This window comes from Mesorhizobium qingshengii (genome assembly GCF_900103325.1).
In the GTDB taxonomy this organism is placed as follows: Bacteria; Pseudomonadota; Alphaproteobacteria; order Rhizobiales; family Rhizobiaceae; genus Mesorhizobium; species Mesorhizobium qingshengii.
In genome coordinates, this window is the sequence record NZ_FMXM01000025.1 from 42,144 (window position 1) to 59,693 (window position 17,550).

Consider the following 17,550-nt stretch of genomic DNA (forward strand, 5'->3'; position numbering starts at 1 on the left):
GTGCACCGCCGAAGGGGAGGAGCGACGGCTGTCCACAGGCCTGAAAAGGCCACAACAGAACTGTCACATACCTTCTCTAAGAGAGCGGGCAAGGACTTGCGCAAGACCCTTGTCAACAGCCACTCAAGAGGGAAGAAATCATGACGATCATCAAGCGGGGCTTTGCTGCCCTTGCCGCTGGCGCGCTCAGCACCGCGCTGGCGATGCCTGCCTTTGCAGAGCCGGTAAAATTCGACTTCTGGTTCGGCCTTTCGGGCGACCTCGCACGTGTCGTCGACACGCTGTGCAAGAACTTCAACGCCTCGCAGTCCGACTATGAAGTCGTCTGCACCAGCCAGGGCAATTACGACGCCACGCTGCAGAACACCATCGCCGCCTTCCGCGCCGGCAAGCAGCCCGCGATCGTCCAGGTCTACGACGTCGGCACCGCCACCATGATGCTGTCGGGCGCCTACAAGCCGGCCGACAAGCTGATGGAGGAAAACGGCTACAAGATCGACTACGCAGACTATTTCCCCGGCATCGCGCGCTACTACGCGACGTCGAAAGGCGAGATGCTGTCGTTCCCGTTCAATTCCTCGACGGCGCTGATGTACTGGAACAAGGACGCCTTTGCCAAGATCGGCAAGACCGAGGCGCCGAAGACCTGGGAAGATGTCGGCGCCGACCTTCAGGCGATGAAGGACGCCGGATACGATTGCCCGATGGCGATCAACATCTCGGCCAACGAAAGCTGGCAGCTGATGGAGCAGTTCTCGGCCCTCCACAACCAGCCGATCGCGACCAAGAACAATGGCTATGACGGCCTCGACGCCCGTCTCGAAGTCAACAAGACCAAGTTCGTCCAGTACGTCACCGATCTGAAGAAGTGGTATGACGCCGGCCTTATCAAGATCAAGTCCAAGGACCTTGGCCAGGACATGGTCCAGGCTTTCGCTTCCGGCACCTGCCAGGTGATCATGACATCGGTGGGCGACCACGGCACCGTCGGCAAGACGCAGAAGGAAGGCATGAACTGGGATGTCGCCGAGCTGCCAGTCTATGCCGGAACCGAGCGCAAGAACTCGCTCGTCGGCGGCGCTTCGCTGTGGGTTCTCTCTGGCAAGTCGGATGCGGAATACAAGGGCGCGGCCGCGTTCCTCAACTTCATCCACGACCCCAAGACCGCTTTGTTCTGGTCGACCAACACCGGCTACATCCCGGTGACCAAGTCGGGCTTCGAATACATGAAGTCCAATGGCTTCTACGACAAGGCGCCCTACAAGGGCCGCGAAACCGCGATCGCCAGCCTGACCGCGTCGGAGCCGACCGATATCACCCGTGGCATCCGGCTGGGCAACTTCACCCAGATCCGCGCCGAGTTCGGCACACAGATGCAGGCGATCTTCGCCAACAAGGTCAGCGTCCAGGAAGGCCTCGATACGCTGGTCAAGAACGGCGACGCCATCCTCGACCGCTTCCAGCAGACCTATCCGGGCAAGACCCTGCCCTGATCGCTGAAAACTCCAGGGCCGCCCGTACTCTTGCGAGCATGATCACTTCCGAAAACCGGTTTCCACTTTCGGGATCATGCTTGGATCGACGGGCGGCCATTTCATAATCTAGACTGCCGTTTGAGCGGTGTCGGCGGGACCGATGGAAAAACGCGTTACCTTCAGCAGGTGGACAATCGGCATCCTTTTCGCGGTGCCTCAGCTCCTCCTGATCTTCACGTTCTTCTACTGGCCGGCGGGTCAGGCGGTCTATTGGTCGCTGACGCTGCAGCAGCCTTGGGGTGGCGGCAACATCTGGGTCGGGCTCGACAATTTCCGCTCGATCCTGTCCAGCGCCGACTACTGGAACTCGATCACCGCCAGCCTTGTCTTTGCCGCCATCAGCACCGGGCTTGCGATGTTCATCGCGCTGGTGCTCGCGGCGCTGACCGATCGGCAGCTTGCGGGCTCGCGTTTCTATCGCGTGGTGCTGATCTGGCCCTATGGCATCGCCGCGCCGGCGCTGGCGCTCGCCTTCCGCTTCATCCTGGCACCTGAAGCCGGGTTCCTCGCCGTCGTCAATCGGATGTGGCCGGGAATCTGGGATCCGGGCCTCGACGGTGCCGACGCCATGGCGTCGATCATCGCCGCCTTTTCGTGGAAGTATGTCGGCTACAACTTCATCTTCTTCCTCGCCGCGTTCCAGGCCATCCCGCGTTCGCTGATCGAGGCGGCGGCCATGGACGGCTCCGGCGTCCTCAGGCGTTTCTGGGACATCCAGTTCCCGCTGATCACGCCGACGATCTTCTTCCTGCTGGTCATCAACATCACCGAGAGCTTCCAGGATTCCTTCGGCATCGTCGACATCATGACCTCCGGCGGACCGGCGAACGCAACCAATTTGATGGTCTACAAGATCTATTCCGATGGCTTCAAAGGGCTCGATTATTCAGGTGCCGCCGCACAGAGCATCATCCTGATGCTGCTCATCGTCGTGCTGACCATCTTCCAGTTCCGCTTCATCGAGCGGCGCGTGCACTACCGGTGAGGCTGGCATGGTAGAGCGAACTCCGATCCTCAATTTCGTCACCCACGTCATCCTGTTCCTCGGCTTCCTGATGGCCGTTGCGCCGTTCGTGATCGTTGCCATTGCCTCGTCGCACAATCTGAAGGACGTCAACGACGTGCCGATGTCGCTGCTGCCGGGCAGCGACTTCTGGGTCAACATCAAGACGGCATGGACGACGGCCGACCTCGGCCCCAAGCTTTTGAACAGCTTCATCATGGCGACCGGCGTCGCCGCCGGCAAAGTGATCATCTCGGCGCTCACCGCCTTCTCGATCGTCTATTTCCGCTATCCCGGCCGCACCTTCATATTCTGGCTGATCTTCGTCACGCTGATGCTGCCGCTGGAGGTGCGCATCGTGCCGACCTACGCCGTCGTCGCCAATGTGCTGTCGCCCTATCAGGCCATCCTCGACGTCACCGGTCTGAGCTGGCTCATCGAAAAGGTCTCGGGCGTCCAGGTTTCGCTCAACCTCGGGCTGCTCAACTCCTATTCCGGGCTTATCCTGCCATTGATCGCCACGGCCACCGGCACCTTCCTCTACCGGCAGTTCTTCCTGACCGTGCCGGATGAACTGACCGAGGCCGCGCGCATGGACGGCGCCGGGCCGATCCGGTTCTTCATCGACATTCTGCTGCCGCTGTCGCGCAACAACATGGCGGCGCTTGGGACGATCATGTTCCTGTGGGCATGGAACCAGTATCTGTGGCCGCTGCTCATCACCACCGACCAGTCGCATGCAACGGCGGTGACCGAGCTCAAGCAACTCATCCCAAATGTCGGCGGCATCCCGGAATGGAACATCGCCATGGCCGGTACGCTGATCGTCATGCTGCCGCCGTTGATCGTCGTGGTGGCGATGCAGCGCTGGTTCGTGCGCGGCCTGATCGCCACCGAGAAATAACAAGGAGACAGAAGATGGCCTCCATCACCATTCGCGACGCCAAGAAGAGCTACGCCAAATTGCAGGTCGTGCACGGCGTCGACCTGGACATTGCATCGGGCGAATTCGTCGTCATCCTTGGGCCGTCCGGCTGCGGCAAGTCCACGCTACTTCGGATGATTGCCGGGCTGGAGGAGATCTCCGGCGGCGAGATCGCGATCGACGGCACCGTCGTCAACCGGCTGGAACCGCGCGAGCGTGGCTGTGCGATGGTGTTCCAGAACTACGCGCTTTATCCGCATATGAGCGTGGCGCAGAACATCGGCTATTCGCTCAAGGTCGCCGGTGTTCCCTCGGCAGAGCGCACGCAGCGGATCCAGGCGGTTGCCCGCACGCTGGAACTGGAACATCTGCTCGACCGCAAGCCGATGGCCCTTTCCGGCGGGCAGAGGCAGCGCGTCGCCATGGGGCGCGCGATGATCCGCGAGCCGAAGGTATTCCTGTTCGACGAACCGCTGTCCAATCTCGACGCCAAGCTGCGCGTCCAGATGCGCTCGGAAATCCGCAAGCTGCATCGCCGGCTGAACGCCACCTCGGTCTTCGTCACGCATGACCAGGTCGAGGCAATGACGCTCGCCGACCGGCTGGTGGTCATGAACGGCGGGCGCGTCGAGCAGGTCGGCACTCCCGCCGAGATCTACAGCCGTCCGGCCAGCCGCTTCGTCGCCACTTTCGTCGGCGCGCCGGCGATGAACATTCTGGAAGGCACGGTCGAACTCGACGGGTTGTCATTGCTCGGTGGCAGCCGGCGTCTGGCCATGGCACGCGCCGGCCTGCCGGTCGGTACGAAGGTCGCGATGGGCATCCGGCCCGAAGCCGTCCGGCTGGTGGCACCTGGCACGGCCGGCGCGCTCAACGCCACCGTCGACCTGGTCGAGGAACTGGGCGCGGGGCGGGTCATCTATGTCGATCTCGACGGCGCGCCGTTTTCGGTGATGACGTCGGAGGCGGTCCACCCCGAGCCCGGCAGTGCTGTCGGCCTGAAGATTTTGCCCGAGGACATGCATTTCTTCTCGTCGGAGACGGGCAGCCGCCTCGATGTCTTCAAGGCATCCGTACCCGAGCCGGCGCTCTGATCCCGAAGTCCCCATCATCGCGGTGATAAATCCGCTGACCCTCGGCAAGTCCAGGAAAGCATCATGAAAATCATCCAGGTCACCGATGTTCATCTCGACCGGCGCGGCGAGCGCCGCTTTGGGACCGACCTGCATCAAAGGCTGGCGTCATGCATCGCGCACATCAACGCGCATCACGCCGATGCCGCGCTTTGCGTCTTCACCGGCGACCTGACCGAGATCGGCGCGCCGGAGAGCTATGCCGATCTTCGCGTTGCCCTGAGCTCGCTGTCGGTGCCGTACAGGCTGCTGCCGGGCAACCATGACCGGAGGGCCAATCTTGTCGCGGCGTTCCCGGAAAATCCGGTCGACGAGAATGGCTTTGTACAGTCTGTCCATGACACCGGCAACGAAGTGCTGCTGTTTCTCGACTGCCTGGCGGAAGGACGCATCGAAGGCGAATTGTGCCAAAGTCGGCTTGCCTGGCTCGATGCCCGGCTCGAGGAAGCAGCCGGCAGGCCCGCCTACGTCTTCATGCACCATCCACCGGTCGAGCTCGGCCTGCCGCAGCTCGACCCGCTGGGTCTCGAGGATGCTGAGCGGTTGCTCGGCCGGCTTCGGCGGCATGGAGGCGTCCGTCACATCTTCTTCGGTCACGTCCATCGCGACATCGCCGGCACGGTCGCCGGCATCCCGTTCTCGGCACAGCGCGGCCTGCATGCAAGGTTCGCGCTTGCCCTCGACAGATCGAGCGAGATCGTCGAGCAGGCACCGCCATCCTACGCTGTCATCCTCATCGACAGCGTAGGCGGGCGCGTGGTGGTGCATGGCTGCGATTTTCTGGAGCAGTGGCCGGCCTATTCCGCCGAAACCGGTGAACGGATCACCGCGGACATGGCACCCGACCGAGCCTGAATCCACACGTGTGTTAACGCGCGCGGCGTTCAGGCGAACACGTGAGCCTTTCCCAACACGGTCAGCCGGACAATCTCGCCGACCGCCGGAGCGTCCATGCCCGGCTTGCGCAGGACCAGCGGCGTGTTGCCGATCGCGGCCGCATCGGGCGGATCGGCACTGTTCAAGAGCCGCACCGCGATCATGCACATCGAGCCGCCGAATTCCGATTCCGTGACTTCGCCGAACAGCATATCCGGCGTGCCCGACATGCCCTCGCGCGACGTTCTTTTCAAGGCGATCTGCTCCGGCCGCAGCATGATACGGGCCACGTCGCGATTGTCGGCGGTGTCAACCGGGATGCGGCCGAGCGGCGAGTTGGCGAAACCACCCGATATCTTTGCCGGCAGGATGATGGCGTCGCCGAGGAACTCGGCGATCATTCTGTCCCTGGGTCTGAGATAGAGCTCGCGCGGCGTGTCGACCTGCGAGAACTTGCCTTCGCGCATCACCGCCACCTGGCTGGCGAAGGACAGCGCCTCGGCCTGGTCGTGCGTCACCAGGATGGTGGTGATGCCGGCCGCTTCCAGAAGCTCGGCCACCGCCTTGCGCATCGAGGCGCGCAGGCCGGTGTCCAGCGCCGAGAACGGCTCGTCGAGAAGCATCAGCCGAGGCTTCATCGCCATGGCGCGGGCTAGCGCCACACGCTGCTGCTGGCCGCCGGAGAGCTCGTGCGGGCGGCGTTTGAGGATCGCCTTGTCCAGTCCGACGATGTAGGCGAGTTCGACGATGCGCTCGGAGCGCTTGTCGTCGCCTCGGCTGATGCCGAAACCGATGTTGTCGCCGATGGTCAGATGCGGGAACAGGGCGCCGTCCTGCGCCACCACGCCGATGCCGCGGCGGTGCGCCGGCACGGCATTGCCGCCATTGGCCAGCACTTCGCCGTCGAGCGCGATGCGGCCCTGGTCAGGCGCCTCGAAACCGGCGATCAGCCGCAGCAAGGTCGTCTTACCGCAGCCGGACGGGCCGACGATCGCCGTGCGGCTGCCGCTGACGACACTCAGATCGACACCGGCAAGTGCCGCCACCGGTCCGTAATGCTTGTGCAGGCCACTGATTTCGAGAAAGCTCATCGTCCGGCCATCCGTTTCGACTGGACATAGAGCAGCCAGGTCAGCGGCAGCGACATCGCCACCATGATGAAGGCGTAAGGCGCCGCCGAGGCATAATCAATCTCGCCGCTGTAGGACCAGAACGCCATCGCCAGCGTGCGGGTGCCGTTCGGCGCCAGCATCTGGGTCGCGGTCAGTTCGTTCATGATGCCGAGCGCCACCAGCGCCATGCCGGCCGCGGCACCCGGCGCCGAAAGACGGATCGTCGTCGACCACAGCGCATTGAGCGGCGGCCGGCCGAGGCTTGAGGCGGCGCGTTCCAGTTCGACCGGCGCCTGGGCAATCGAAGCCCGCAGGCTGACCAGGGCTCGCGGCAGGAACATCAGTGCATAGGCAACCAGGATGGTGAACAGGGTCTGGTAGAGCGGCAGCGCGATGCGCACGGTGATGGTGACCAGCGCCAGCGCAATGACGACCCCGGGCAGCGAGCCGACAATGTAGTTGCAGCTCTCCAGCAGGCGCTGCAGCGGTCCGGGTGCGCGGATCGAGATCCAGGCCATCGGCATGGCGGCAACGGTGGCCAGCAACGCGCCGGCAAGCGCCAGGAACAGCGTCTGGCCGAGTGCCAGGCCAATCTCGTCGAAGCGCCAGACTTCCATGCCGCCGGCGACAAGCCAGCGGCCGATGGTGACGAACGGCACGCCGAGCGCCAGCAGTGTGGTGGCGAGGAGCAGCAACAGGCCGGGGATGGTGGCGCGACCGAGACGTGCGCGCTGTTGAGAGCGCGCGGCGCCGGAGCCGACGCGGGCATAGCGCTCTTCGCCACGCACGAGCACTTCGATGCCGAGCAGCACGAAACAGCAGCTCACCAGCACGCCGGCCAGCATGTTGGCCGCAGGTCCGTTGAAGGTCGACTGGAACTGATCGACGATCGCCGTGGTGAAGGTATCGAAGCGGATGAAGACATAGAGGCCATACTCGGCCAGCAGATGCAGTCCGACCAGCAGCGAGCCGCCGCAGATGGCGAGACGCAGTTGCGGCAGCACGACGCGCAGGAAGACACGCCAGGGTCCAAGGCCAAGCGCCGCCCCGGCGTCCTCCAGGGCAGGATCGAGACGGCGCAGCGCCGCCGACACCGTCAGATATAGGAACGGGAAATAGGCGATGACGGAAATCAGCACGCCAGCCCAAAGACCGTGCAGCCGAGGCACCATGGTGATCCAGGCATAGCTGTGCACGAAAGCGGGGATAGCCAGCGGCGCCACGCACAGCCAGGACCAGAGTCGTGCGCCAGGCAGATCGCTGCGCTCGGTCAGCCAGGCCAGTGCAACCGACAGCACGATGGCGATCGGCACGGCCAGCAACACCAGCAGGCCGGTGTTGACCAGAAGCTCGCCAACGCGCGGCCGAAAGACCAGCGCCGAGACGGTTTCCCAGCCGGTTTGCACCGCGATCCAGATAATGAAGGCAAGCGGTAGCAGCGACAGCAGCGAAACGAAGATGGCGGCGATCACTATCCATGGCGCCGTGCGCCACAGCGTTCTTTGGCCTGTGCCCGAAGGCAGGCCCGAGCGCGCGAGATCGATCGCGGACCGCATCAGTTCAGGCGCCGCGCCGCTGCCGCCCGGTGGCAGCATTTGAAGGACCGCGATTGCGGTCGGGAACACAGCGTGTCGTCATGGACGAATGCCATCTCGAAAAACAAAGCACTCCCGCGGAAGGTGAATTCCCCGCGGGAGCGCGGTCGGTTGTCCTTTTAGGACGAACGGCAACTAAAGCAAGCCAGCTGCGGTCATCAGGTCGGTGACCTTCTTCGAGTTCAATGTCGTCGCGTCGACCTTCGGCGCCTGCAGATCGGCCAGCGGCACCAGCTTCGGATTGGACTCGGCACCCTTGCCGACCGCGTATTCGAAGGAATCGCCGGTCTTCAGGATCTCCTGGCCACCCTTGCCGGTGACCCATTTCAGGAAGGCCTGGGCTTCCTTCGGATGCTTGCTCGAGGCGAGCACGCCGCCGCCGGAAATCGAGACAAAGGCACCCGGGTCCTGGTTCTTGAAGTAGTGCATTTCGACATTCTTGCTGTTTTCGCCTGTCTTGGCCTGATCGCCGAAGTAGTAATAGTGGTAGATCACGCCGCCTTCGATCTCGCCGGCATTGACCGCCTTCATCACCGTGCTGTTGCCCTTGTAGGCGGTGAAATTCGTTTTCATCGCCTTCAGCCAGTCCGCCGTGGCGGCCTCGCCCTTGAGCTGAAGAAGCGCGCTGACGATGGCCTGGAAATCGGCACCCGATGGCGAGGCGGCCCAGCGGCCTTTCCAGCTTGGGTCGGCGAGATCGAGCAGCGACTTGGGCAACTGATCGGCGTTGAGCTTGGTCTTGTTGTAGGCGAAGACGGTGCTGCGCGCCGCGATGCCGACCCATTTGCCGCTGGCCGGCTGATAGTCCTGCGGAACCTGCGCCAGCGTGTCGGCGTCGACGGGTGCGAACAGGCCGGCACTCTCGACCAGCACCATGGCCGGCGAGTTTTCCGTCAGGAACACGTCGGCCGGGGAGGAAGAGCCTTCGGCGACGATCTGGTTGGAGAAGTCGCTGTCGCCGCCATTGCGCACGGTGACCTTGATGCCGGTTTCCTTGGTGAAGCCTTCGGCCCACGCCTTGGTCAGGTTTTCGTGCTGGGCGTTGTAGACAATAATGCCATCGTCTTCCGCCATCGCCGGGCCGGCGATCAGGTTGACTGCAAGCGCTGCCGCGCCGGCAAGGGTGGAAAGAGCGTATCTCATGGCGTCGTCCTCGGTCTCGTTGGTCTTGGTCTCGCGGGTTGCACCTATCGATACCTGACAGCGATAGTCAAGATTGATGATCTGCTTCAATCGGTCGCTGAGGTGCAAAGGCCGGTGCCAGATGGACAATTCCGCGTGATGCCCAGCTCGGCGGATTGGCCCGTTGTGTGTTCGCGAGGCTGTTACCGATGTAAGGCGAAGCGGTTTGCGGTCGCCGCTCCGGAACCTGCAAACTTTCGTGATTTGCCCGTAATTTGCCTTGGACATTATTTCGCCGGCCACGTAACAAATCAGCGCCAAGGCGCGAAAACCGGGGGAGTAACTCTTGTGAGCGGCAAGGACGAGGCCGAGCTTTCCCGGCTGATGCGAGCCGCGATCGCGGGAGACGAAAGGGCCTATGCCGACTTTCTGCACCGGATTGCCGCGCTGGTCCGCGGTTTTGTCAGGCGCAAGATCGTACAGGGCGGGGTCGATCCCGAGGATGTCGTGCAGGAAACCTTGCTGGCCATTCATGTGAAACGGCATACCTGGCGCCAGGATGCGCCGGTGTTGCCGTGGATCTATGCGATTGCCCGCTTCAAGCTCATCGATGCGTTCCGGCGGCGTGGACGGCGCATCGAGATCGATGTCGACGATATCGCCGAGACTTTCGCCGAGCCGGAAACGGAAACTGTCAGCGAGCGCGACATAAACCGGGCCCTGGACGGGCTGTCGCCGGCACAGCGTTCGGTGGTTTCGGCCGTATCGGTGGAAGGACGGTCAATCGGCGAGACCGCGGCGAAATTCGGCATCAGCGAGACGGCGGTGCGGGTGTCGCTGCATCGGGGACTTGCCGCGATAGCCAAGCGATTTGGGCAGGGGCGGTTCGGGCGGGAATGACATGAGGACGGACGATCTCATCAAGGCGCTGGACGCCGATGCCCGCAGCAAGGCGATGCCGCTGAGCTCGGCCTGGTGGCTGGCCACCGGTGCGGCCGCCATCATCGCGGCCGTCGTTTTCCTGCTGACGATCGGCCCGCGCCCGGACTTCATGGCAGCGATGCACACGATGCGTTTTGTCTCAAAGTTCGTTTTCACCATCGTGCTTGCTGTCAGCGCCTTCGCGCTGATCCGTGCGTTGTCGACGCCTGGCGCGGCCACCGGCCGGGCGATGGCCTGGATGATGGCTGCTCCACTGCTGGTCGCGGCGGCGGTGGTTCTGGAGCTTTTCGCTGTGCCGGAAGCCGACTGGGGAACGCGCCTTGTCGGCTCCAACATGATGATCTGCATGGGCTTCATTCCGCTAATCGGCATCGGCCCGCTTGCCATCTTCCTGTGGATGCTGCGCTACGGCGCGCCGACACGGCCGGTGCTTGCCGGGGCGGTCGCTGGCCTGCTCGCCGGCGGACTGGCGGCGACCTTCTACGCCGCGCACTGCTTCGATGATTCGCCGCTTTTCGTCGCCACCTGGTACACCATAGCGATCGCGATGCTGGCGCTGCTTGGCGCGCTCGGCGGGCGGTTTTTCGTCCGCTGGTAGTGCCCGCCGCGATTGCGCTCCGTGCACACGGATCCTTAATCATGCCGGCAATCTTTGTCGGCTAGCGATGGCGCCGGCATGCCGCAGGCAACCTTTCCTTAAAGCCAATCCATCAGGGTCGGCGCGACAACATCCGTTTGCGCACGGGGGTGGCACGTATCGCGATGTGGCGAGGATTGACCGGCCGACGATCTTTTGGGCACGCAGGGTCGGCGCTGCTCGTGGCCGGCCTCAGTGTCGCGGTTGTCTCGACGGTGTTGTCGCGACTGGATCTCGGCAATGATGCGCTGAAACTCTGCCTGGGGATCTCGGTAACGGTGGCGGTGGGTGCTCTCTTCCTCGCCGCCCTGTTCGCTCGCCGGATCACCAAGGACCGCCGGCAGATCGCGCAGAGCGAAGAGCGCTTCCGCCGAGCCATGAAGGATTCGGCGATCGGTATCGCCGTTGTCGGTCTCGACGGGAGCATTCTCGAGGCCAATCCGGCCTTTGCCGCCATGCTTGGCTACAGCCGCGAGGAGATCGAGGCGCTGACCTTTTTCCAGATCACGCATCCCGACGATCTGCAGATCGGGCGGGAAACGATGGACGGTCTGAAGGCGGGCACCGTCGACGCCTTCCAATTCGAGAAGCGCTACCTGCGTAAGGACGGCAAGCCCGTCTGGGCCCATCTTGCCGGTTCCGTCATTCGCGACGAGAAAAGCGGCCGTCCGCTCTATCTCGTCTCGCAGATCGAGAACATCGACGCACGCAAGCAGGCCGAGGCGCGCATCGCCGAAGCGGAAACGCGCTGGAATTTCGCTCTCGCCGGCGCCGGCCAAGGCGTCTGGGACCTCGACATGCGCAAGGGCGGCACGACCTATTCCTCGACCTGGGTCAGGATGCTTGGTTATGCGGATGGCGAGCTCGATGGCGATCCCGACCATTGGCTGACGATGATCCATCCCGACGATCGCCAGACCGTCGCCGAGGCGGATCGCGCCCATCTCGACGGCAAGACGCCATTCTTCGAAGCCGAGTTCAGGATGCGCCACAAGGACGGCCACTGGATGTGGATCCTCGACCGCGGCAAGGTCATCGAGCGTGACGCCGAGGGGAGGCTGATCAGGGCCATTGGCAGCCTGACCGACATCACCCGGCGCAAGGAGGCCGAGGAGCGCCTCGCTGTGTCGGCGACAATGCTCGCCGATGAGAAGGAGCGACTCAGAGTAACGCTTCAGTCGATCGGTGATGCCGTTATCTGTACCGACGCGGCGAGCCGCGTCACCTTCATGAATCCGGTCGCCGAAAAGCTGACCGGAGTTTCCGGCGGCGAGGCCCTCGGCAAGATGCTCGGCCATGTCTACTGGGCGGTAGACGAGGAGACGGGTCACAGGATCGGCGTAACCCGACCGACGATCGGCAGCCAACCCCCCTCCGACCAGAACAGCCGCGCCGTCCTCATCCGGCGCGACGACACGCGATGCAGCATCCGTCAGGTCGTGTCGCCGATCATCAACGAGCGGAACGAATTCTGCGGACTGGTCATCGTCTTCCAGGATTTCACCGATGCGCGCGCACTGCAGCGACAGCTTGCCCACGCCGCCGCGCATGACGCGCTGACCGGCCTTGCCAATCGCTCGAGCTTCATCCGCACGATGGAGGAATTGGTCGATCAGGCGCGCAAGGACGGCACGACAGAGTCGGCTGGAGGCGGCGGACATCAGTTCATGTTCGTTGACCTCGATCACTTCAAACTGGTCAACGACACCGGCGGCCACGCGGCTGGGGACGCCTTGCTCAAGCGGGTTGCCGAGGCTATCCGCGGCGTCCTTAGCCCCGAAGACATCGTCGCGCGTCTGGGCGGCGACGAATTCGCGGTCATCCTGAAATCGGGTTCGGCTGCACGCGCCAAGATCGTGGCGCGATCCATCATCGATGCGATAGCCGGCCTGGATTTCACCTGGGACGGTCGTCCCCACCTGATCGGCGCCAGCATCGGGTTGGCTGCGATCGGCGCCAATTGTGGCGAGGTCGACGAAATCATCGCGAGCGCCGACGCTGCTTGCTATGCCGCCAAGGCGGCCGGCCGTGGATGCGTTTCCGTGGCGCCGAATGGGGTCGACAACAAGACAGAACCGCCCGAGCCGCTGGCTGCCGCGTCCTGACCAGGGTCAATCGGCCGGCGGCCTGTTCGCTGACGCGAACCTGACTAGACTAGCGCGTCGGAACGGGATGTTCGCCGCGATAGTCGTAGAAACCACGCCCGGTCTTGCGGCCGAGCCAGCCGGCCTCGACATATTTGACCAGCAGCGGGCAGGGGCGGTATTTCGAATCCGACAGGCCGTCATGCAGCACCTGCATGATCGACAGGCAGGTGTCGAGGCCGATGAAATCGGCAAGCTGCAGCGGCCCCATCGGATGGTTGGCGCCGAGCCGCATGGCAGTGTCGATGGCGTCGACCGAGCCGACGCCCTCGTAAAGCGTGTAGATCGCCTCGTTGATCATCGGCAGCAGGATGCGGTTGACGATGAAGGCCGGAAAATCCTCCGAAACCGTGATCGTCTTGTCGAGCTGCTTCACATAGGTCTTTGCCGCCTCGAAGGTCTGGTCCTCGGTGGCAATGCCGCGCACCAGCTCGACCAGCTTCATCAGCGGAACCGGATTCATGAAATGGATGCCGATGAAACGCTCCGGCCGGTCGGTCTGCGCGGCGAGCCGCGTGATGGAGATCGACGAGGTGTTGGTCGCCAGGATGGCTTCGGGATTGAGCAGCGGACAGAGCTGCGCGTAAATCTTGCGCTTGACCGTCTCGTCTTCGGTCGCCGCTTCGATCACGAGATCGGCGCCGGCAAGATCGGCCATGGCCGGTGCTGCCGAAATGCGCGCCATCGCGTCGTTGCGGACCTTCTCGTCGAGCTTGCCGGACCCCACCTGACGGGCCATGTTGCCGCTGATGGTGGCGATGCCCTTCTCGATACGGTCGGGCGAAATATCGTAGATCAGCACCTTGTAGCCCGAAAGCGCGGAGACATGGGCGATGCCGCCGCCCATCTGGCCCGCGCCGATGATGCCGATCGTCTCGATCTTGCTCATTACACCGATCCCGTCAAAAGGCCTTTGCAGCCTGCTTTTTGTGCGGTGCAAACTAAAAGGGCGGGGCGACTTCGTCTACCCCACCCCTCACAATTTAATACGCTTTGCCAGAAAGCGTCAAAGCGCCTTTTGCAGTTCCGGCAGGATGACAAAGAGGTCGCCGACAAGGCCGTAGTCGGCAACCTGGAAGATCGGTGCCTCCTCGTCCTTGTTGATGGCGACGATGACCTTGGAATCCTTCATGCCGGCAAGGTGCTGGATGGCGCCAGAGATGCCGACGGCGATGTAGAGATCGGGGGCGACGACCTTGCCGGTCTGGCCGACCTGCCAGTCGTTCGGCGCGTAGCCGGCATCGACCGCGGCGCGCGATGCACCAACGGCTGCACCGAGCTTGTCGGCGACCGGGAGGATAACCTCCTGGAATTTCTCCGAGGAGCCGAGCGCGCGGCCGCCCGAGATGATGATCTTTGCCGAGGTCAGTTCCGGACGGTCGGTCTCCGAGAGCTTGTTCTCGACGAAGGTGGACAGGCCGGGATTGGCCGCCGCCTTGATCGTCTCGACCGCCGCCGAGCCACCCTCGGGGGCCGCCTGGAAGGAGGCGGTGCGGACAGTGATGACCTTCTTGGCGTCGGTCGACTGCACCGTCTGGATGGCATTGCCGGCATAGATCGGCCGCTTGAACGTGTCGGGCGAGACCACTTCGATGATCTCGGACACCTGCGCGACATCGAGCAAGGCTGCGACACGCGGCGCGACGTTCTTGCCCGACGAGGTCGCCGGCGCGATGATGGTGTCATAGGCGCCGGCCAGCGACACCACGAGCGCGGCCATCGGTTCGGCGAGACGCTCGGTGAGTTCGTCGGCGTCGGCGAGCAGCACCTTGCTTACGCCCTTGAGCTTGGCGGCGGCGTCCGCAGCCGGCTTGGCGCCCTTGCCGGCAACCAGCACATGCACGTCCGAACCGATCTGCAGGGCAGCCGAAAGCGCCTTGGCGGTCTGGTCGGAAAGGGTGGCGTTGTCGTGTTCAGCAATCAGAAGAATAGCCATTTTCTTGTTCCTTTCCCGATCGCTTACAGCACGCCGGCTTCGTTCTTGAGCTTGTCGACCAGTTCGGCCACGCTCTTGACCTTGACGCCCGCCTTGCGGCCGCTTGGCTCCTCGGTCTTGATCACCTTTAGCCGCGGCTTGACGTCGGCGCCGTAGTCGGCCGGGGTCTTTTCGTCGAGCTGCTTCTTCTTGGCCTTCATGATGTTGGGCAGCGAGGCATAGCGCGGCTGGTTGAGGCGAAGGTCGGCGGTGACGATCGCCGGCATCTTCAGTTCCACCGTCTGCAGGCCGCCGTCGACTTCGCGCGTCACCTTGGCCTTGTCGCCCTCGATCACCACCTTGGAAGCGAAGGTGCCCTGCGCCCAACCAAGCAGTGCGGCCAGCATCTGGCCGGTCTGGTTGGAATCGTCGTCGATCGCCTGCTTGCCGAGGATGACGAGGCCGGGCTGTTCGGCTTCGACCACACCCTTCAGCACCTTGGCGACACCGAGCGGCTCGGTCTGCTCGTCGGTCTTGACCAGGATGGCGCGGTCCGCGCCCATGGCGAGCGCGGTACGCAGGGTTTCCTGCGCCTGCTGCGGGCCAATCGAAACGACGATGATCTCCTCGGCCTTGCCGGCTTCCCTCAGCCTGATCGCTTCCTCGACCGCGATCTCGTCGAACGGGTTCATCGCCATCTTGACGTTGGCGAGTTCCACCGCCGAACCGTCAGCCTTCACGCGAACCTTCACATTCGCATCCACAACCCGCTTCACGGGCACAAGGATCTTCATTTGCCTGTCACCTCTTCACGATAGTTGGGCGCGCTATAACAGCCTGCGCCCCTTCTGAGTTGTCGAAAGCCGACATTCCGGATGGAAATTCTGGTCTTTGACCGCCTTGGGCTCAGACGGAGACGTTTCCGTAGTTGCGGCAACCCTGCACGTCAATACGCTGCAAGCCGGTCAAATCGGTTCAGTCGGGACTGGAAGTGTTTCCTCGCCCCCAGCGCGGCGTCGCGGCGGGCGGCTCGGGCGTCACCGGGCCGGAAACGGGAGACTGCTCGGGACGGGTAACGGCGCCGTCCTCGTCAGCGGGCGCAAACAGCGGCACGCCGCGGCTGCGAAGGACAAGCACCAGCACGGCTCCGGCGATGATGCCGCCGATATGGCAGGCCCAGGAAATCTGGTCCTCGCCGCCGGCGACGAACATCACCACCTGGAAAAGCACCCACAGGACGAGAGGGATGAAGGCTGGAATGCGCAGCGGGATGCGGGCAAAGGCCAGCACCCATACCTTCACGCGCGGATAGAGGATCAGATAGGCGACGACCACGCCGGCAATGGCACCCGATGCACCGATCAGCGGCACCTGCGAGTCCCATCCGACGAGCCCCTGGAAGGCTGCTCCGGCGATGGCGCACAAGAGGTAGAAGATGAGGTAGCGGACGTGGCCGAGCGCGTCCTCGACATTGTCGCCGAACACCCACAGGAACAGCATATTGCCGCCCAGGTGGAAGATGTCGGCATGCAGGAAGGAATAGGTGAAATAGCTCAGGCTTTCGGGGATGACGACAAAGCGGGGGTCGAGCTCGGCGGTGTCATGAACGACCGACGGGATGAAGCCGAGGCCGAGCACCGCGGCATTGGTGAAGTTCTCGCCGCCGAGCGATGTGATGAGATAGACCACGGCGTTGATCACGATCAGGCCGATCGTCACATATTGCAGCCTGATATGCCGCAGCCTGTTGGTGTCGTAAAGCGGGATGAACATCGATCCCCGGCCCCTTCCGCTTTTCGGACAGTTCAGCGGTTCTTGCCGGGAACCCATAGCACGTCGGCATTTCCGTTGTCATTGACCGCACGGGCGGCGACAAACAGGAAATCCGAGACACGGTTGATGTATTTCAGCGCGTCGCGATTGACGTGCTCGCGCGGGTCCTGGGCCAGGGCCACCATCAGCCGTTCGGCCCGTCGCGCCACGGTGCGGGCCAGATGCAGGGCGGCGGCCGCCGGCGTGCCGCCGTTCAGCACGAAGGATCTGAGCGGCTGAAGGTCCTTGTTGAGCAGGTCGATATCCTTTTCGATCCGGCCGGTCTGCGCGGCGATGATGCGCAGCGGTTCATAGCCGAGCGGCTTGCCGTCGTCGGGCACGGCGAGATCGGCGCCGAGATCGAAGAGATCGTTCTGGATGCGGGAAAGCATGGCGTCGATCGCCTGATGGGTCTGCGCTGTGTGGACGCGGGCCATGCCGATGCAGGCATTGGCCTCGTCGACCGTGCCATAGGCGTCCACCCGCAGATCGGATTTCAGCCGCCGTTCGCCGGTTCCGAGACCCGTGGTGCCATCGTCGCCGGTACGGGTGTAGATCTTGTTGAGCTTGACCACGTCGCCTCCCGAACGGCCGATATCCTCACTTGCGGGTGAAATACACCGCCAGCAGAATCAGCGCCAGCGCCATGGCCTGCAGGAGAACGCGCGCCTGCATGAGCTTGTTCGAGGTGACGCCGGAACCGCCACGCATCATGTTGATGAGACCGCGAACGAGCACCATCACCACGGCGACCATGACCAGAATGGCGAGGATGTTGAAGGTGGTGGCCATTGTTGCG

At 63.4% G+C, this 17,550-nt stretch carries 17 protein-coding genes; 8 read left to right on the forward strand and 9 right to left on the reverse strand.

Going from position 1 to position 17,550, the window contains the following annotated elements:
* Positions 1–140: 140 nt before the first annotated feature.
* The 5 genes from BLS48_RS29095 to BLS48_RS29115 all read left to right on the forward strand — a co-directional run bounded on the left by BLS48_RS29095 (position 141) and on the right by BLS48_RS29115 (position 5,451).
* The gene (locus BLS48_RS29095; protein WP_091585329.1) at positions 141–1,493 is read left to right on the forward strand and encodes an extracellular solute-binding protein; all 1,353 of its coding nucleotides are present in this window, start codon (positions 141–143) and stop codon (positions 1,491–1,493) included.
* Positions 1,494–1,635: 142 nt separating this feature from the next.
* Complete coding sequence (locus BLS48_RS29100) at positions 1,636–2,520, forward strand: carbohydrate ABC transporter permease (protein ID WP_091585331.1); 885 nt, start codon at positions 1,636–1,638, stop codon at positions 2,518–2,520.
* A gap of 7 nt (positions 2,521–2,527) precedes the next feature.
* Entirely contained in the window at positions 2,528–3,442 is a 915-nt protein-coding gene (locus tag BLS48_RS29105) for an ABC transporter permease subunit (protein ID WP_091585333.1), read from the forward strand.
* Positions 3,443–3,456: 14 nt separating this feature from the next.
* Positions 3,457–4,557, forward strand: a complete 1,101-nt coding sequence (locus BLS48_RS29110) for a sn-glycerol-3-phosphate import ATP-binding protein UgpC (RefSeq protein ID WP_091585334.1) — start codon at positions 3,457–3,459, stop codon at positions 4,555–4,557.
* 63 nt (positions 4,558–4,620) lie between these two features.
* Positions 4,621–5,451: a phosphodiesterase gene (locus BLS48_RS29115; RefSeq protein ID WP_091585335.1), complete on the forward strand. Its 831-nt coding sequence runs from the start codon at positions 4,621–4,623 to the stop codon at positions 5,449–5,451.
* A 29-nt stretch (positions 5,452–5,480) separates the two neighbouring features.
* Here BLS48_RS29115 and BLS48_RS29120 read toward each other — a convergent pair whose 3' ends face one another.
* The 3 genes from BLS48_RS29120 to BLS48_RS29130 all read right to left on the reverse strand — a co-directional run bounded on the left by BLS48_RS29120 (position 5,481) and on the right by BLS48_RS29130 (position 9,322).
* On the reverse strand, positions 5,481–6,563 hold the full coding sequence (locus tag BLS48_RS29120) for an ABC transporter ATP-binding protein (protein WP_091585336.1): 1,083 nt from the start codon (positions 6,561–6,563) through the stop codon (positions 5,481–5,483).
* Positions 6,560–8,179: an ABC transporter permease gene (locus BLS48_RS29125; RefSeq protein WP_425284751.1), complete on the reverse strand. Its 1,620-nt coding sequence runs from the start codon at positions 8,177–8,179 to the stop codon at positions 6,560–6,562. The genes BLS48_RS29120 and BLS48_RS29125 overlap by 4 nt, the downstream gene beginning before the upstream one ends.
* Positions 8,180–8,314: 135 nt before the next feature.
* Positions 8,315–9,322, reverse strand: coding sequence for an iron ABC transporter substrate-binding protein (locus tag BLS48_RS29130; RefSeq protein WP_091585418.1), 1,008 nt, complete (start codon positions 9,320–9,322; stop codon positions 8,315–8,317).
* Between the two features lie 327 nt (positions 9,323–9,649).
* Between BLS48_RS29130 and BLS48_RS29135 the strand changes: the two genes are divergently transcribed.
* The 3 genes from BLS48_RS29135 to BLS48_RS29145 all read left to right on the forward strand — a co-directional run bounded on the left by BLS48_RS29135 (position 9,650) and on the right by BLS48_RS29145 (position 12,985).
* Positions 9,650–10,201, forward strand: a complete 552-nt coding sequence (locus tag BLS48_RS29135; RefSeq protein WP_057143847.1) for a sigma-70 family RNA polymerase sigma factor — start codon at positions 9,650–9,652, stop codon at positions 10,199–10,201.
* Position 10,202: 1 nt separating this feature from the next.
* On the forward strand, positions 10,203–10,841 hold the full coding sequence (locus tag BLS48_RS29140) for an NrsF family protein (protein ID WP_091585338.1): 639 nt from the start codon (positions 10,203–10,205) through the stop codon (positions 10,839–10,841).
* A 221-nt stretch (positions 10,842–11,062) separates the two neighbouring features.
* A complete protein-coding gene (locus BLS48_RS29145; protein WP_244529954.1) occupies positions 11,063–12,985 on the forward strand; it encodes a PAS domain S-box protein in 1,923 nt (640 codons plus the stop codon).
* A 49-nt stretch (positions 12,986–13,034) separates the two neighbouring features.
* On the opposite strand, the gene BLS48_RS29150 is transcribed toward BLS48_RS29145, so the two are convergent.
* The 6 genes from BLS48_RS29150 to BLS48_RS29175 all read right to left on the reverse strand — a co-directional run bounded on the left by BLS48_RS29150 (position 13,035) and on the right by BLS48_RS29175 (position 17,543).
* Positions 13,035–13,913, reverse strand: a complete 879-nt coding sequence (locus BLS48_RS29150; protein ID WP_091585341.1) for a 3-hydroxybutyryl-CoA dehydrogenase — start codon at positions 13,911–13,913, stop codon at positions 13,035–13,037.
* 117 nt (positions 13,914–14,030) lie between these two features.
* Positions 14,031–14,960, reverse strand: a complete 930-nt coding sequence (locus tag BLS48_RS29155; protein ID WP_091585343.1) for an electron transfer flavoprotein subunit alpha/FixB family protein — start codon at positions 14,958–14,960, stop codon at positions 14,031–14,033.
* Between the two features lie 23 nt (positions 14,961–14,983).
* A complete protein-coding gene (locus BLS48_RS29160) occupies positions 14,984–15,733 on the reverse strand; it encodes an electron transfer flavoprotein subunit beta/FixA family protein (RefSeq protein ID WP_091585345.1) in 750 nt (249 codons plus the stop codon).
* 181 nt (positions 15,734–15,914) lie between these two features.
* Entirely contained in the window at positions 15,915–16,712 is a 798-nt protein-coding gene (locus tag BLS48_RS29165; RefSeq protein ID WP_091585347.1) for a rhomboid family intramembrane serine protease, read from the reverse strand.
* A 32-nt stretch (positions 16,713–16,744) separates the two neighbouring features.
* Complete coding sequence (locus BLS48_RS29170) at positions 16,745–17,326, reverse strand: cob(I)yrinic acid a,c-diamide adenosyltransferase (RefSeq protein ID WP_091585348.1); 582 nt, start codon at positions 17,324–17,326, stop codon at positions 16,745–16,747.
* A 25-nt stretch (positions 17,327–17,351) separates the two neighbouring features.
* The gene (locus BLS48_RS29175; RefSeq protein WP_091585350.1) at positions 17,352–17,543 is read right to left on the reverse strand and encodes a twin transmembrane helix small protein; all 192 of its coding nucleotides are present in this window, start codon (positions 17,541–17,543) and stop codon (positions 17,352–17,354) included.
* Between the last annotated feature and the right edge of the window lie 7 nt (positions 17,544–17,550).

Excerpts from the sequence above, each read along its gene's own strand:
- BLS48_RS29095 (WP_091585329.1), top strand. The coding sequence starts at position 141 with ATGACGATCATCAAGCGGGGCTTTGCTGCCCTTGCCGCTGGCGCGCTC.
- BLS48_RS29100 (WP_091585331.1), top strand. The coding sequence starts at position 1,636 with ATGGAAAAACGCGTTACCTTCAGCAGGTGGACAATCGGCATCCTTTTC.
- BLS48_RS29105 (WP_091585333.1), top strand. The coding sequence starts at position 2,528 with ATGGTAGAGCGAACTCCGATCCTCAATTTCGTCACCCACGTCATCCTG.
- BLS48_RS29110 (WP_091585334.1), top strand. The coding sequence starts at position 3,457 with ATGGCCTCCATCACCATTCGCGACGCCAAGAAGAGCTACGCCAAATTG.
- BLS48_RS29115 (WP_091585335.1), top strand. The coding sequence starts at position 4,621 with ATGAAAATCATCCAGGTCACCGATGTTCATCTCGACCGGCGCGGCGAG.
- BLS48_RS29120 (WP_091585336.1), bottom strand. The coding sequence starts at position 6,563 with ATGAGCTTTCTCGAAATCAGTGGCCTGCACAAGCATTACGGACCGGTG.
- BLS48_RS29125 (WP_425284751.1), bottom strand. The coding sequence starts at position 8,179 with ATGCTGCCACCGGGCGGCAGCGGCGCGGCGCCTGAACTGATGCGGTCC.
- BLS48_RS29130 (WP_091585418.1), bottom strand. The coding sequence starts at position 9,322 with ATGAGATACGCTCTTTCCACCCTTGCCGGCGCGGCAGCGCTTGCAGTC.
- BLS48_RS29140 (WP_091585338.1), top strand. The coding sequence starts at position 10,203 with ATGAGGACGGACGATCTCATCAAGGCGCTGGACGCCGATGCCCGCAGC.
- BLS48_RS29150 (WP_091585341.1), bottom strand. The coding sequence starts at position 13,913 with ATGAGCAAGATCGAGACGATCGGCATCATCGGCGCGGGCCAGATGGGC.
- BLS48_RS29155 (WP_091585343.1), bottom strand. The coding sequence starts at position 14,960 with ATGGCTATTCTTCTGATTGCTGAACACGACAACGCCACCCTTTCCGAC.
- BLS48_RS29160 (WP_091585345.1), bottom strand. The coding sequence starts at position 15,733 with ATGAAGATCCTTGTGCCCGTGAAGCGGGTTGTGGATGCGAATGTGAAG.
- BLS48_RS29165 (WP_091585347.1), bottom strand. The coding sequence starts at position 16,712 with ATGTTCATCCCGCTTTACGACACCAACAGGCTGCGGCATATCAGGCTG.
- BLS48_RS29175 (WP_091585350.1), bottom strand. The coding sequence starts at position 17,543 with ATGGCCACCACCTTCAACATCCTCGCCATTCTGGTCATGGTCGCCGTG.